General features: G+C 65.3%; 16 protein-coding genes. 5 read left to right on the top strand and 11 right to left on the bottom strand.

Annotated features, from left to right (window positions below; translation table 11 throughout):
- From ACS5NL_RS15050 to ACS5NL_RS15005, 10 genes are all read right to left on the bottom strand, one after another.
- Nucleotides 1–122, bottom strand: a 122-nt coding sequence (locus tag ACS5NL_RS15050; protein ID WP_233246005.1) for a GTP-binding protein, incomplete at its 3' end; no start/stop codon positions are given.
- Nucleotides 123–234: 112 nt separating this feature from the next.
- Entirely contained in the window at nt 235–2337 is a 2103-nt protein-coding gene (gene fusA / locus ACS5NL_RS15045; protein ID WP_439354730.1) for an elongation factor G, read from the bottom strand.
- A 95-nt stretch (nt 2338–2432) separates the two neighbouring features.
- Nucleotides 2433–2903 carry a 30S ribosomal protein S7 gene (gene rpsG / locus ACS5NL_RS15040; RefSeq protein WP_066160156.1) on the bottom strand — a complete coding sequence of 157 codons (471 nt, stop codon included), beginning with the start codon at nt 2901–2903 and terminating at the stop codon, nt 2433–2435.
- A 156-nt stretch (nt 2904–3059) separates the two neighbouring features.
- On the bottom strand, nt 3060–3437 hold the full coding sequence (rpsL, locus tag ACS5NL_RS15035) for a 30S ribosomal protein S12 (RefSeq protein ID WP_411366411.1): 378 nt from the start codon (nt 3435–3437) through the stop codon (nt 3060–3062).
- A 135-nt stretch (nt 3438–3572) separates the two neighbouring features.
- A complete protein-coding gene (locus ACS5NL_RS15030; protein ID WP_439354729.1) occupies nt 3573–4754 on the bottom strand; it encodes a D-alanyl-D-alanine carboxypeptidase family protein in 1182 nt (393 codons plus the stop codon).
- Between the two features lie 41 nt (nt 4755–4795).
- On the bottom strand, nt 4796–5419 hold the full coding sequence (locus tag ACS5NL_RS15025) for an alpha/beta hydrolase (protein ID WP_439354728.1): 624 nt from the start codon (nt 5417–5419) through the stop codon (nt 4796–4798).
- Between the two features lie 43 nt (nt 5420–5462).
- Nucleotides 5463–5804 (bottom strand): (2Fe-2S) ferredoxin domain-containing protein, encoded by a 342-nt coding sequence (locus tag ACS5NL_RS15020; protein WP_439354727.1) that lies wholly within the window; start codon nt 5802–5804, stop codon nt 5463–5465.
- Nucleotides 5805–5814: 10 nt separating this feature from the next.
- Nucleotides 5815–6924, bottom strand: coding sequence for a VanZ family protein (locus tag ACS5NL_RS15015; RefSeq protein ID WP_439354726.1), 1110 nt, complete (start codon nt 6922–6924; stop codon nt 5815–5817).
- Nucleotides 6925–6937: 13 nt separating this feature from the next.
- Nucleotides 6938–7366, bottom strand: a complete 429-nt coding sequence (locus ACS5NL_RS15010; protein WP_439354725.1) for a CopD family protein — start codon at nt 7364–7366, stop codon at nt 6938–6940.
- 263 nt (nt 7367–7629) lie between these two features.
- Nucleotides 7630–8760 (bottom strand): hypothetical protein, encoded by a 1131-nt coding sequence (locus ACS5NL_RS15005; RefSeq protein ID WP_439354724.1) that lies wholly within the window; start codon nt 8758–8760, stop codon nt 7630–7632.
- 292 nt (nt 8761–9052) lie between these two features.
- Between ACS5NL_RS15005 and hemB the strand changes: the two genes are divergently transcribed.
- Together hemB and ACS5NL_RS14995 are read left to right on the top strand one after the other, a co-directional pair.
- Nucleotides 9053–10054 (top strand): porphobilinogen synthase, encoded by a 1002-nt coding sequence (gene hemB, locus ACS5NL_RS15000; protein ID WP_439354723.1) that lies wholly within the window; start codon nt 9053–9055, stop codon nt 10052–10054.
- 16 nt (nt 10055–10070) lie between these two features.
- Entirely contained in the window at nt 10071–11192 is a 1122-nt protein-coding gene (locus ACS5NL_RS14995; protein WP_439354722.1) for a magnesium transporter CorA family protein, read from the top strand.
- A gap of 33 nt (nt 11193–11225) precedes the next feature.
- On the opposite strand, the gene ACS5NL_RS14990 is transcribed toward ACS5NL_RS14995, so the two are convergent.
- On the bottom strand, nt 11226–11912 hold the full coding sequence (locus ACS5NL_RS14990; protein ID WP_439354721.1) for a dienelactone hydrolase family protein: 687 nt from the start codon (nt 11910–11912) through the stop codon (nt 11226–11228).
- A gap of 129 nt (nt 11913–12041) precedes the next feature.
- Here ACS5NL_RS14990 and ACS5NL_RS14985 point away from each other — a divergent pair, with 129 nt between their 5' ends.
- The 3 genes from ACS5NL_RS14985 (at nt 12042) to ACS5NL_RS14975 (ending at nt 14019) form a co-directional block, all read left to right on the top strand.
- Nucleotides 12042–12800 carry an SDR family oxidoreductase gene (locus ACS5NL_RS14985; RefSeq protein ID WP_439354720.1) on the top strand — a complete coding sequence of 253 codons (759 nt, stop codon included), beginning with the start codon at nt 12042–12044 and terminating at the stop codon, nt 12798–12800.
- A 108-nt stretch (nt 12801–12908) separates the two neighbouring features.
- Nucleotides 12909–13394 carry a MaoC family dehydratase gene (locus tag ACS5NL_RS14980; RefSeq protein ID WP_439354719.1) on the top strand — a complete coding sequence of 162 codons (486 nt, stop codon included), beginning with the start codon at nt 12909–12911 and terminating at the stop codon, nt 13392–13394.
- 4 nt (nt 13395–13398) lie between these two features.
- Nucleotides 13399–14019, top strand: a complete 621-nt coding sequence (locus ACS5NL_RS14975; protein WP_439354718.1) for a MarC family protein — start codon at nt 13399–13401, stop codon at nt 14017–14019.
- Nucleotides 14020–14022 lie beyond the last annotated feature (3 nt).

Genomic DNA, 14022 nt, shown 5'->3' with positions numbered 1-14022 from the left:
CCGAACTTGGCTGCCAGCACGGTGGTGATGGCGGCCGTCAGCGTCGTCTTGCCGTGGTCCACGTGACCAATCGTGCCAACGTTCACGTGCGGCTTGGTCCGCTCAAATTTCTCTTTTGCCATTGCAAATACCTCGAAGGAAAGAACAAAACCCGTGAGTGTTTAACGTCTCCGGCACGGGCCGGCCACGGGCAGCCGACCCACCGCGCAAGGCGGTGCCGAAGACAGGTTCGTATTACTTGGCGCGGGCCGAGATGATGGCTTCTTGCACGTTGCGCGGGGCTTCCGAGTAGTGCTTGAATTCCATCGTGTAGGTCGCACGGCCTTGCGTGGCAGAGCGCAGCGAGGTCGAGTAGCCGAACATTTCGGACAGGGGCACTTCGGCCTTGATGGCCTTGCCGCCACCGACCATGTCTTCCATGCCCTGCACCATGCCGCGACGGCTGGACAGATCGCCCATGACCGTACCGGCGTAGTCTTCCGGCGTTTCCACTTCCACGGCCATCATGGGTTCCAGGATGACCGGCTGGGCCTTCTTGCAACCTTCCTTGAAACCGAAGATGGCGGCCATCTTGAACGCCAGTTCGTTCGAGTCCACGTCGTGGTACGAACCGAAGTGCAGCGTGACCTTGACGTCCACGACCGGGTAACCAGCGAGCACGCCGGTGGTCAGGGCTTCGTTCACGCCCTTTTCCACGGCCGGGATGAATTCGCGAGGAACCACACCACCCTTGATGGCGTCGACGAACTCGAAGCCCTTGCCGGCTTCCTGCGGTTCGATCTTCAGCACGACGTGGCCGTACTGACCCTTACCACCGGACTGGCGCACGAACTTGCCTTCGGCTTCTTCCACGGTGCCTCGGATGGTTTCGCGGTAGGCCACCTGCGGCTTGCCAACATTGGCTTCCACGCCGAATTCACGCTTCATGCGGTCGACAATGATTTCCAGATGCAGCTCGCCCATGCCGGCAATGATGGTCTGACCGGATTCTTCGTCGGTGCGCACGCGGAAGGACGGATCTTCAGCAGCCAGGCGGTTCAGGGCGATGCCCATCTTTTCCTGGTCGGCCTTGGTCTTGGGCTCCACGGCCTGGGCAATCACAGGCTCGGGGAACACCATGCGCTCCAGCGTGATGACGGCCGACGGATCGCACAGGGTTTCGCCCGTGGTCACATCCTTCAGGCCCACGCAGGCAGCGATGTCGCCAGCGCGGATTTCTTCCACTTCCTGGCGGTTGTTGGCGTGCATCTGCACGATACGGCCGATGCGCTCTCGCTTGCCCTTGACCGCGTTGTAGACGGTGTCGCCCTTCTTGAGCACGCCCGAGTACACGCGCACGAAGGTCAGCTGACCCACGAACGGGTCGGTCATCAGCTTGAACGCCAGCGCGGACAGCTTTTCTTCGTCGTCGGCCTTGCGGCTGGTGGGCTGCTCGTCTTCGTCCGTGCCGCCAACCGGGGGAATGTCCACCGGCGAAGGCAGCAGTTCGACCACGGCGTCCAGCATGCGCTGCACGCCCTTGTTCTTGAACGCGGTGCCGCACAGCATCGGCTGGATTTCACAGGCCAGCGTGCGGGCACGCAGACCAGCGGTGATTTCGGCTTCAGACAGGTCACCTTCTTCGAGGTACTTGTTCATCAGCTCTTCCGAGGCTTCGGCCGCGGCCTCCACCATCTTCTCGCGCCATTCCTTGGCCTGCTCGACCAGGTTGGCGGGAATGTCTTCGAAGGTGAACTTCATGCCCTGGGAAGCTTCGTCCCAGATGATGGCCTTCATCTTGCGCAGATCGACCACGCCGGTGAAGTGTTCTTCAGCGCCAATGGGGATCACGATGGCCACGGGATTGGCCTTCAGGCGCAGCTTCATCTGGTCGTAGACCTTGAAGAAGTTGGCGCCGGTGCGGTCCATCTTGTTCACGAAGGCCAGACGCGGCACCTTGTACTTGTTGGCCTGGCGCCAGACGGTTTCCGACTGGGGCTGCACGCCACCCACGGCGCAATACACCATGCAGGCGCCGTCCAGCACGCGCATGGAACGCTCCACCTCGATGGTGAAGTCCACGTGGCCGGGGGTGTCGATGATGTTGAAGCGGTGCTCCGGGAAGGAGTTGTCCATGCCACGCCAGAAGCAGGTGGTGGCAGCGGACGTGATCGTGATGCCACGTTCCTGCTCCTGCTCCATCCAGTCCATGGTGGCGGCGCCGTCGTGCACTTCGCCGATCTTGTGGTTCACACCCGTGTAGAACAGGATGCGTTCGGTCGTGGTGGTCTTGCCGGCGTCGATGTGCGCCGAAATACCGATGTTGCGGTAACGCTCAAGGGGCGTATTGCGTGCCATGAAAATTCTCCAAAATTAAGTACCAAAGCCCGCGGCCCTTATGGGGCCCGCGGGCTCGCTTCTGACAAACAGGGCAGGCAAAAAGCCTGCAACCATCAGAAGCGGAAGTGGCTGAAGGCCTTGTTGGCTTCGGCCATGCGGTGCACTTCGTCACGCTTCTTCATGGCGCCGCCACGGCCTTCGGTGGCCTCGACCAGCTCGTTGGCCAGGCGCTGGGCCATGGACTTTTCGCTGCGCTTGCGGGCCGCTTCCTTGATCCAGCGCATCGACAGCGCCAGACGACGGACGGGACGCACTTCAACGGGCACCTGGTAGTTGGCACCACCCACGCGGCGGGACTTGACTTCCACCATGGGCTTGACGTTGTTGATGGCGGTCGAGAAGATTTCCACCGGGTCTTTGCCGGTCTTCTTCTCGATCTGCTCGAGGGCACCATAAATGATGCGCTCGGCAACAGCCTTCTTGCCGCCTTCCATGATCACGTTCATGAACTTGGACAGCTCGACATTGCCGAATTTGGGATCCGGCAGGATTTCACGTTTAGGGACTTCGCGACGACGTGGCATTTTTTACCTCTGCATTGCTTCAGTTGGCGTCTTTTCAGACACCGCGAGAGCCATCCGGAGCTCTCACTTACTCGACCCGCACGGAACAGCCCGTGTTTGGGGTCACTACGCCCGATCCACCTGCCAGGCGGAACAGACACCGATATCTCAGGAAGATCAGGCCTTCTTGGGACGCTTGGCACCGTACTTGGAGCGCGACTGCTTGCGGTCTTTCACGCCTTGCAGGTCAAGCGAGCCACGGACGATGTGGTAACGCACACCGGGAAGATCCTTGACACGACCGCCACGGACCAGCACCACGCTGTGTTCCTGGAGGTTGTGGCCTTCACCACCGATGTAGGAGATCACCTCAAAACCGTTGGTCAGGCGCACCTTGGCGACCTTACGCAGAGCGGAGTTGGGCTTCTTGGGAGTCGTGGTGTACACGCGAGTGCACACGCCACGACGCTGGGGGCAGTTTTCCATGGCCGGGCTCTTGGATTTGGTCTTTTCGACCTCCCGGCCTTGGCGCACGAGTTGGCTGATGGTTGGCATGAATGAAACGTCCCTAAACGTTTGAAAGCGAAAACGAAAAACCCTTCGGAAAATTCCGAAAAGCCCTCGACTGTATCACGATGCCTCGAAAGCACCAAATCGTTCTTTCGGGCAGCCCGGCAGGCAAGGTGCGAATCACTGGATCCAGAGCCGCACGGCGTCCCAGGCCCGGCCCAGGATGCCGCTTTCTTCCACCGAGTCGAGAACCGTCAACGGCACCTCGACCACCGGCTCCCCGCTGGCAGTGCGCACACGCAGGGTGCCCAGCGCCTGGCCCTTGAGCAGCGGCGCCACCAGCGGATCCGGGCGGGCGACCTCGGTCTTCAGGCCCGTGCCTTGTCCGGCCGGAATCGACACCACCACCCCTTCGGGCCTGCCCAGACGAACCTCGGGCGAACGCCCCTTCCAGACCCGCGGACTCACCACGGCATCGCCGGGCTGGCTGAGCCGCACCACATCCCAGGCGGTGAAGCCCCAGTTCAACAGTTTCTGGCTCTCGGCGGCACGGGCGTTTTCACTGGACGCACCGAGGACCACGCTCAACAGCCGGCGCAATCCGTCCTTGCCCTTGCCCAGCGAAGCCACTTCCCTGCGGGCCGTGGCGACCAGACAGAAGCCTGCGGCATCGGTGTGTCCGGTCTTGAGACCGTCCACGCTGGGGTCCCGGAACAGCAGCAGGTTGCGGTTGCTGTCGTTGGCCGCGGGCGTGCCCGGATAGCGGTAGTGCTGGATCGCGTAGTACGGCACGTATTCCGGGAAGTCGCGCATCAGCCGCTGGGCCAACGTCGCCAGGTCGCGGGCGGTCGTGATGTGGCCCGCCACGGTCAGCCCCTCCGGATTGCGGTACGAGGTGGCATTCATGCCCAGTGCCTTGGCCTGGCGGTTCATCATCTCGACGAACTGCTCGGCCGTGCCACCCACCCCCTCGGCCAGCGCCATCGTGGCGTCGTTGCCCGACTGCACGATCATGCCCTTGACCAGATCCTCGACCGGCACCTTCATCTTGGGATCGATGAACATGCGCGAACCCGGCATCTTCCAGGCCCGCTCGCTCACCGACAGGGTCTGCTTGAGGTCCAGCTTGCCCGACTTGAGGGCATCGAAGACCAGATAGGCGGTCATCAGCTTGGTCAGCGAGGCCGGCTCCACCGGCTTGTCGGCATCCCTGGCCGCCAGCACCTGCCCCGAAGTGACGTCGATCAGCAAATAGGCCCGCGCCGCGACTTCGGGCGGCTGGGGAGCGGCAGCGTGCGCCGCAAACGACGCGCACAGCGCCAGAACAGTCAGAAAGCGGTACACCGCTCGATGCAACAACATCGCACTCCAGTCAGACAAACAGAAAAAAGAAAGAAACGGGCTCAGGCCCGCACATGACGCTGCACCAGCTCCCGCAGCAGCGGCAGCTGGCCATGGAAAAAGTGCCCGCCGCCAGGGACCACCAGCACGGGCAGCACCTGGGGACGCGCCCAGTCCATCACCGCCGCCAATGGCACGGTGTCGTCCTGCTCCCCGTGGACCACCAGCGTGCGCGCATGCAGGTCCGCAGGAACCGCCGCCGCATCAAAACGGCTGGCGGCCGTGCCCACCAGCACCACCCGCTCGATCTCGCGCTGGCTGTGCAGCTGCTCGACCGCCCGCGTGGTCACGAAGGCACCGAACGAAAAGCCGGCCAGGCACAGCGCTCCTTGCGGAGCCACCGCGCCCACCACCGACAACAGATCGTCCAGCTCGCCCCGCCCCTCGTCGTACACCCCTTCGCTGGCACCGACCCCGCGGAAGTTGAACCGCACCGCCGTCCAGCCGGACAACACGAAGGCACGCGCCAGTGTCTGAACCACCTTGTTGGTCAGAGTTCCGCCATGCAGCGGATGCGGATGGGAAATGACCGCCACGCCCCGAGAAGCGCCGGCCGGCCGGTCGACAGCCACCTCCAGGCGCCCCACAGGCCCGGCCTGGAAACCGAACTCGGTCTGTGCATTCATTCGCACACCCCCACGACACGCCGGACTTCCGTCGGCACGGACATCAGCGCCCCACCTCGGGCGGCGTCAGCAGACGCTCGACCACCACGCCATCGCGCAAATGCGATTGCACGATTTCATCGATGTCGCTTTCGTCGACGTAGCTGTACCAGACCGCCTCCGGGTACACGACCGCAATCGGGCCACCCGCACAGCGGTCCAGGCAACCGGCCTTGTTGACCCGCACCTTGCCTTGGCCCAGCAGGCCCATGGCCTTGGCCTGGCTCTTGCAGCGGTCGAACGCCGCCTGCGCCTTGTGCTGCGCACAACAGGCTTCGCCGTTGTCGCGCTGGTTCAGGCAGAAAAAGATGTGCCGCTCGTAGTAGGAGGATCGGTTTTCAGACATGGGCGGGATTTTAGTGGCCGGGTCCGCGCACCGCAGGCGACCGGATCGCCGCTCGCACCCCGAACACCAGGGCCGCAAACGGCCAGAGCCAACCCAGCCACTGGGACAGCCCATGGAAACGGATGAACCGCCCCTGCTCCCACACCTCCAGCGACTGGTCCAGATACGCGCTGGACGGCACACGGTTCAGCAGGCTCAGGGACACCGCCAACGCCAAGATCAGCCCCACATGACAGCCCCGGGGCGGCAGCGCCAGCGCGGCCAGCCCCGCCACGGCCGCCAGCCCCAGACCGAGCAATGTCGGCGCATCGACCCAGGCCCACGCATGCTCGGGACCATAGGTGAGCGCCGAAGACAGCCCCGCCGCCGCCAATCCGGCCGACAGCACCATCACCAGAAAAACCAGTCGCCGCGGCGCGGTGCGCACATCCGCATACCCGGTCAGCAGTGGCGCCAGCAGACCGAGCGCCACGCACAGGGCCTGGGCCAATGGGCCGAGGGCCTCGGCACTGTCGACCCGCATGGGGACCCACCGCAGAAACGGCGTGCCGCTCAGCACCTCCACCAGCAACGCCTCCAGGCGCTCCCACACCTGCCCGAGGCCAAAGGGCACCGACGCCGGGTACAGAAGAGAAAACGGCCACAAGGCGACCAGCACCAGCCCGCCGTGGGCATGGGGGCGGAACCAGTCCCGCCGGAACTGCGTCCACCGGTGCAGCACACCCAGCCGATCCATGCACCAGGCCCCTCCCGCGCCGAGGCTGGCTCCCAGCGCGTTGAGCAGCAGGTCCAAGTTGGAAGGCACCCGCATGGGCAGGAAATTCTGCAAAGACTCCATCGCCAGGGAAAGCACCGCAGGCCCAGCTGCCGCCATGATCCAGGCCCAGCGTCCCCAGCCAGAACGCGACAGTCCCAGTGCCAGCAGGAACCCCAGAGGGATGTAGCCGACCAGATTGGCCAGCACATCGAACCAGCTCCAGTACCTGGACAGGGGCGCAGAGAAGAAGCCAAGGAGAGAACCTCCCGGCCAGCGCCAGCCCTCGAACGGGTACAGGCTGGCATACACCACCATCGCCGCGAAGAGCAGCGCCAGTGGCATCGCCGAAGAGCGCGTGGTCACGGATGCTGCGGCATCAGAACGGCTTGACCACGACCAGAACCACCACCACCACCAGCAGGATCACCGGCGCCTCGTTGAACCAGCGGAACCAGACATGGTTGCGTCGATTGGTGTTGCTGTCGAACGTCTTGAGCAGACGCCAGCAACCGTGGTGATATCCCAGGATCAGCAGCACCATCGCCAGTTTGGCGTGCATCCAGCCGTTTCCTGCCCCCCGCCCGATCCCATAGCCCAGCCAGAGCCAGAGCCCGAGACACAGCGCCGGCACGGCCAGCATCGTGGTGAAGCGGAACAGCTTGTGGGCCATCAGCATCAGCCGCTCCCGCTCGGCCACGCTTTCCGGTGGAACCATGGCCAGGTTCACGAAGATTCGGGGCAGGTAGAAAAGCCCCGCAAACCAGCTGGCCACGAAAACGATGTGAAACGACTTGACCCAGAGCATCCGGTCAGTGTAGCCGCCGCTGACGGCCCGACGCAGGGCTATCCGGCGCCAAAAAAAAACCCGGCCCACAGGGCCGGGTTAGGAAGCCTTTTTGCTGTCACACACTAAGGCACCCGCTCAGGGAGGAAAAGCGGGGAGCGGCCCTAGAGCACGCTCGGTGCCTATGTTACATCAAAAAACATCAGAGGCAAGCCTCACCCCCTGTCAGAACTGACAGGGGGTGAGGCTTGCGGTGTGAGATATCCCACGGACATACCAAAGGCTTACATCATCTTGGCGAGTTCGAACATCACGGCCGTTCCCAGGGCTTCGCGGATGTTCCCGCGACCCACCTTGGCCATGGAGAACTCGCCGAACCCGGACATGTCGAACGAACTGTCGTCGGGAGAGATCTCGACAAACGGGAACTCGAAGACCTCGCGCAGCAGGTCGTCACGGAACTTCTCAAAGTCGTCGTCCTTGATTTCCGAGTCGACCACGATCAGGTTGGGCATGCGGGCCTTGATCGCGTCGCGGGCCTGCGCGAAGTCGACCACGCTGTCCGACGAGATGCCGATTTCGCGCAGCGCATCGCGCACGTCCGCACGGATCTGCAGGCTCGGGGAGATCGTCAGCACATAGGTGCCGGAGAGTGACTTGAACATCGACGAATGCTCGTCGGACAGGTCGACCGCCGAAATGCCGTCGACCGCCTGCACCACGGTGCGGTTGAACATCGCGGTGAAGCTCACCCCCTCGGCGGTCACGTCGCGCTCGACCTCGATGCCACCCGCGGACGCCGCGATCTGGCGGATCAGCATCCAGCTCAGGCTGTCGGAGGAGGTGCTGCTCGACGGCGGCGTGCCTTCGTTGCCCACGCGCATCTGCAGGCGGGCGTGCTGGGGCCATGCATTGAGGTCCATGCGCACATCGACCCGGTTGCCGAACGGAATGCCCCAGTCCAGCACCGCATTCACGAAGGTGTGGGCCACGGTCGGATCGATCAGCACTTCCACCGGCTTGAGCTTGCGACGCAGCGCGATGCCCAGGATGCCGAGCTCCTGCTTGCGCTCCTGCAGCACGCCTTCGACGAGGTCGGCCATGTTGACCTTCTCGTGCGACTGACGGATGCGGCCGCTGTAAAAGCGGTGTATCTGCTGGGCGCTGACGCCGGCGAGCTTGATGCGTTCCGCCGGAATGTTCAGCGCGCGGTGCTCCATCTTCGTGATGCGTCCCTTGGCCAGGAGCTGGTCGATCTGCCCCTGCAACCCACTCACGCTCTCGGTGAAATGATCCGCCAGAGCGGTCACCAACTCCTGCCAGTGCTCATCCAGCGACCATGTCTCGACTGGTGCAGGGGCTCCGGGTTTGGACGACGCCGTCGGGTTCGCTTTGCTCGTAGGTGTGGGTTGCATGGCGGTACTCGTTGTGAAATCGTTGTTTTGGGTGACCCTGACCGTGACCGTTCAAGGCTGTGCGGCCACCGATCCTCCTGGGTATCGGTGCGAAGAAGCGTCAAAAATAGCATCGCTTTGCACCGGCCGTCGGTGGCAAGACAACGATATTTTCTTCTTACTGCGGAGTTCAACACATTCCACCGCTGTTTTCAATCACCGCGGGTTTTTTACGGCTTGCTACAAATCAACGGGACGCGAACCGCGGGGAACGCCTTCGCTGCGGCGCCCACGCCTTTGCCACAATAGCCCCATGCACACGCCTGCCCCCTACCCCTTCTCCCGCCCCCGCCGCCTGCGCCGCGACGCCTTCACCCGTGACCTGGTGCGCGAGCACCGGCTCAGCCCGGCCGACTTCATCTACCCGGTGTTCGTGCTGGACGGCACGGACCGGCGCGAAGCGGTCAAGTCCATGCCCGGGGTCGAGCGCCTGAGCCTGGACCTGCTGCTGCCGGTGGCCGAGGACTGCGTGAAGCTGGGCATTCCCTATATGGCGCTGTTCCCGGTGATCGACCAGTCGCTCAAGACGCCGGACGGCCAGGAGGCCATGAACCCGGACGGCCTGGTGCCGCGCGTGGTGCGGGCGCTCAAGCGCGAGTTCCCCGGCCTGGGCGTGATGACCGACGTGGCGCTGGACCCCTACACCAGCCACGGTCAGGACGGTGTGCTCGACGAGCACAACTACATATTGAATGACCCGACGGTGAAGATCCTGGTGCAGCAGGCGCTGACCCAGGCGGCGGCCGGTGTGGACATGGTCGCCCCCAGCGACATGATGGACGGCCGCATCGGCGCGATCCGCCAGGCGCTCGAAGCCGCCGGCCAGGTGCACACCCGCATCATGGCCTACAGCGCCAAGTACGCCAGCGCCTTCTACGGCCCGTTCCGCGACGCCGTGGGTTCTGCCGCCAACCTGGGCAAGGCCGACAAGAAGGTCTACCAGATGGACCCGGGCAACAGCGACGAGGCGCTGCGCGAGGTGGCGCTGGACATCGCCGAGGGCGCCGACATGGTGATGGTCAAGCCCGGCATGCCGTACCTGGACATCGTGCGCCGGGTGAAAGACGAATTCGCCATGCCCACCTTCGCCTACCAGGTCAGCGGCGAGTACGCGATGCTCAAGGCTGCGGCGCAGAATGGCTGGCTGGACCACGACGCGGTGATGCTGGAAAGCCTGATGGCGTTCAAGCGCGCCGGTTGCGACGGCATCCTGACCTACTTCGCGCGCGACGCCGCCCGGCTGCTGCGCGGCTGAAGCAAGCACCCACCCCATGCGCGTCTTCCACATCCTGCCCGGCTCGGTGACCGAGTCCGACGTCCTGCCGGTGCAGGCACCGGGCAGCGGCTTCGTCTGGATCGCCTGCGGCCGGCGCGAATTCGAGCTGGAGCAGGCCGCCCTGCAGGCCACGCTGCAGCGGCTCGGTGGTGTGGCGCTGGTGGACCTGCACATCTCGGACCTGCTGAACAACCAGCTGCCCTCGCACTTCGACTACACCTCGCAATACGACCTGCTGGTATTCCGTCGGCTGGCGGCGGGACAGAGCGAGACCGACCTGGCCCATCCGGGCCAGCCACTGACCCAGTCGCAGCGGCGCGGAGGCCCTCCGGTGCTGCGGCGCATCGACACCAACCCGGTCGGGTTCGCGGTGTTCGACCGCGTGCTGCTGACCGTGCACCCGACGGGCTGCACGGTGCTGGAGCAGTACGCCGCCCGCCTGCGGGCGGCCGACTCGTCGGCTTCGCGGACCGCAGGGGTCAACCTGCCCACCGGCCCGGCCGACCTGATGCTGCGCATCATCAACCAGATGGTCGACGGCTTCCTGGACCTGCGGCGCGAACTCACCTGCCAGCTCGACCACTGGCAGGCCGAGCTGCTGCACCCCTCGACCCGGTTCGTGAACTGGTCCTCGCTGCTGGACGCACGCATGTCGCTGCACCAGCTCGACCAGATCTGCGAAGACCAGCGGGCCGCGATCCAGGACTGGATCGAGTCGCTGGCCGGCTGGGAGGTGGTGGAGGGCCACGCCGACCACTTCGGCGGTCAGCGCGGCCTGGAGTTGCTCAAGGTGCGCAGCCGCGATGTGCTGGAGCACACCGAACGGGTGATCCACCACGTGCGGCGGCTGGAGCAGAACGCCGAGACGGCGGTGCAGATGCACTTCTCGGCGCAGAGCAACCGCACCAACGACATCATGCGCACGCTCACCGCGCTGACCGCGATCTTCCTGCCGCTGAACCTGATCGCAGGCATCTTCGGCATGAACTTCGAGTTCATCCCGCTGCTGCACCGCCAGACCGGCTTCTGGTGGGCGATGGGCACGATGGCCGTGATCGCCACGGTGCTCACGGGCCTGTTCTGGCGCAAGCGCTACCTGGCCCGCACCGGCCGCTGAACCCGCGGCCAAGGCGGTCGATGCCTTGCCCGGTCAGGCCGCCAGGTGCTGCGCGAAAAACGCCAGGGTGCGCTGGCGCGCCGTTGCCGCGGCGTCGGTGTTCCAGGCCGCACGGTGGTCGCAGTTGAAGCCGTGGTGCGCCGGGTAGAGGTGCACGGCCACATCGGGGTGGCCCTGGCGGAACGCCTCGACACCGTCCAGCGGAATCCATTTGTCCTGTTCGGCGAAATGCGCCAGCGTCGGCACGCGCGCCTGGCGTGCCGCCTCGGCCTCGGTCGTCATGCCGCCGCCGTAGTACGGCACGGCCGCCGACAGGCCATCGAGCAGGCAGGCCGACCGCCAGGTCAGCAGGCCGCCCCAGCAGTAGCCCACGATGCCGACCTTGCCGCCCTGCGCGGCGTGGCGGATCGCGGCCTGGATGTCGGCCAGCACGCCGGGCGCCGGCAGCGCCTCGACCGCGGCCTTCAGCGCCATGCCGTCGCCCATGTCGGCTTCGGAGTAGCCCAGTTCGACACCGGGCTTGACGCGGTGGAAAGTGGCCGGCGCGACCACGAAATAGCCCTCGGCCGCGTAACCGTCGGCCACCTCACGGATGTGGCTGTTCACGCCAAAGATTTCCTGCAGCACCACCAGCCCGCCCTTGGACTGGACGGCCGGTTGTGCCACGTAGGCAGGAAAATGCGAGCCGTCGGCGGACGTGAGTTGAACGAAGCTGCCCATGAATGAAGTCTCCGGATGGTGCGGTATGGCCGGTCCGGTGCGCGACGCACGCGGGGCACCGACCTGCGTTAAGTTTCGACAGAGGCGTGTTGTAACCGCAAACGGAATGTCCGGCAGGAGGAAAACGGGATGAGCACAGGAACTGCAGGCGTGTTGCTGGTCACCGGCGGCAGCCGGGGCATCGGCGCGGCCACCGCGCGGCTGGCCGCGCGCGCCGGTTGGTCGGTGGCGGTGAACTACCAGGGCAATTCGCTGGCCGCCGACGAAGTCGTGCGCGGCATCCGCGAGCGCGGCGGCTCGGCGATCACGGTGCAGGCCGACGTGAGCGACGAGGCGCAGGTGCTGCGCATGTTCGAGAAGGTCGACGCCAAGCTGGGGCGTCTGACCGGGCTGGTGAACAACGCCGGCGTGGTGGACGTGACCGAGCGCGTGGACCAGATGAGCGCCGCGCGCTGGAAGCGCATGTTCGACATCAACGTGTTCGGCAGCTTTCTCTGCGCCCGCGAAGCGGTGCGGCGCATGAGCACGCGGCACGGCGGCGAGGGCGGGTCGATCGTCAACCTCTCCAGCGCCGCCTCGCGCCTGGGCTCCCCGGGCCAGTACGTCGACTACGCGGCCAGCAAGGGGGCCATCGACGCCTTCACCATCGGCCTGGCCAAGGAGGTCGCGGCCGAAGGCATCCGCGTCAACGCCGTGCGCCCGGGCCTGATCGAGACCGAGATCCATGCCTCGGGCGGCCTGCCCGACCGGGTGAACGACCTCAAGCACCTGGTGCCGATGCAGCGCGGCGGCACGGCCGACGAGGTGGCGCAGGCCATCGTCTGGCTGCTGTCGGACGCCGCGAGCTATACGACGATGACCCTGATGGACGTTTCCGGAGGACGCTGACACCGTGCCCCCACGCTCCAGCGCTGCGCGGGTCGCTGCCCCCCGAGGGGGCGCGTTTCGCCTTGGGGCGGCCCGGCGGCGAAACACCACACAAACCACGGAGATCCCATGACCGCCACCACCCCCGAACAGAGCCCGCACATCCAGATCTGGTGGGAAGACCTGGAGGTCGGCCAGACGCGCGACCTGGGCACGATCTCGCCGACGCGCGACGAGATCATCGCCTTCGCCTCGCAGTTCGACCCGCAGCCGTTTCACCTGAGCGAGGCCGCCGGCAAGGCTTCGGTCTTTGGCGGCCTGAGCGCCAGCGGCTGGCACACCTGCGCGATGGCGATGCGGCTGATGGTCACCAATTTCCTGCACCAGACCTCCAGCCTCGGCTCGCCGGGCCTGGAGAGTCTGAAGTGGACCAAGCCGGTCTACCCGGGCGACGTGCTGCGCCTGCAGCACACCATCACCGAGAAGCGCGGCATGACCAAGCGACCGGATGTGGGCCTGGTGCGCACGGTCTGGGAGATGTTCAACCAGCACGGCGACAAGGTCCTGCACATGGAGGGCTATGGCATGTTCCGCCGCAGGGAGCCCGCACAATAGCGGGATGGATTTCAAGCCCCTCATCACCCTGCTGGCCATCGTCAACCCGCTGGCCATCGTGCCCTTTTTCATCCACTACACGCAGGGCTTCAGCTCGGCGCAGCGCAAGCGCACCATCCTGATTTCCTCGTTCAGCGCCTTCGCGGTGATCGCGATCTGCGCGGTGATCGGCCTGCAGATCCTGGAGTTCTTCAGCATCTCGCTGGCGAGCTTCCAGGTCGGCGGCGGCATGCTGCTGCTGACCTCGGCGCTGTCGATGCTGAACGCGCAGCCGGCCGAGGCCAAGGCGACGCAGGGCGAGGTCGACGACGCGGCCACCAAGGCCTCGATCGCGGTGGTGCCGCTGACCATTCCGCTGCTGACCGGTCCGGCCACCATGTCGACGGTGGTGATCTACGCCGACCAGGCCAAGACCTTCTTCCAGCACGCGGCGCTGGTCGGCTACGGCGTGGTCGTGGGTCTGGCGACCGCCGTGTGTTTCGCGCTGGCCAAGCCGATCGCCCGCTTCCTCGGCCAGACCGGCATCAACGTGATGACGCGGCTGATGGGCCTGATCCTGGCCGCGCTGGCGGTCGAGGTGATGGCGGCCGGCCTGGTCAAGCTGTTTCCGGCGCTGGGCGCCTGAGCG

This window comes from Hydrogenophaga sedimenti (assembly GCF_051857515.1).
Taxonomy (GTDB): Bacteria; Pseudomonadota; Gammaproteobacteria; order Burkholderiales; family Burkholderiaceae_C; genus Hydrogenophaga.
The sequence above is the reverse complement of the archived record's forward strand: the minus strand, read 5'-3'. Positions and strand labels throughout refer to the sequence as shown.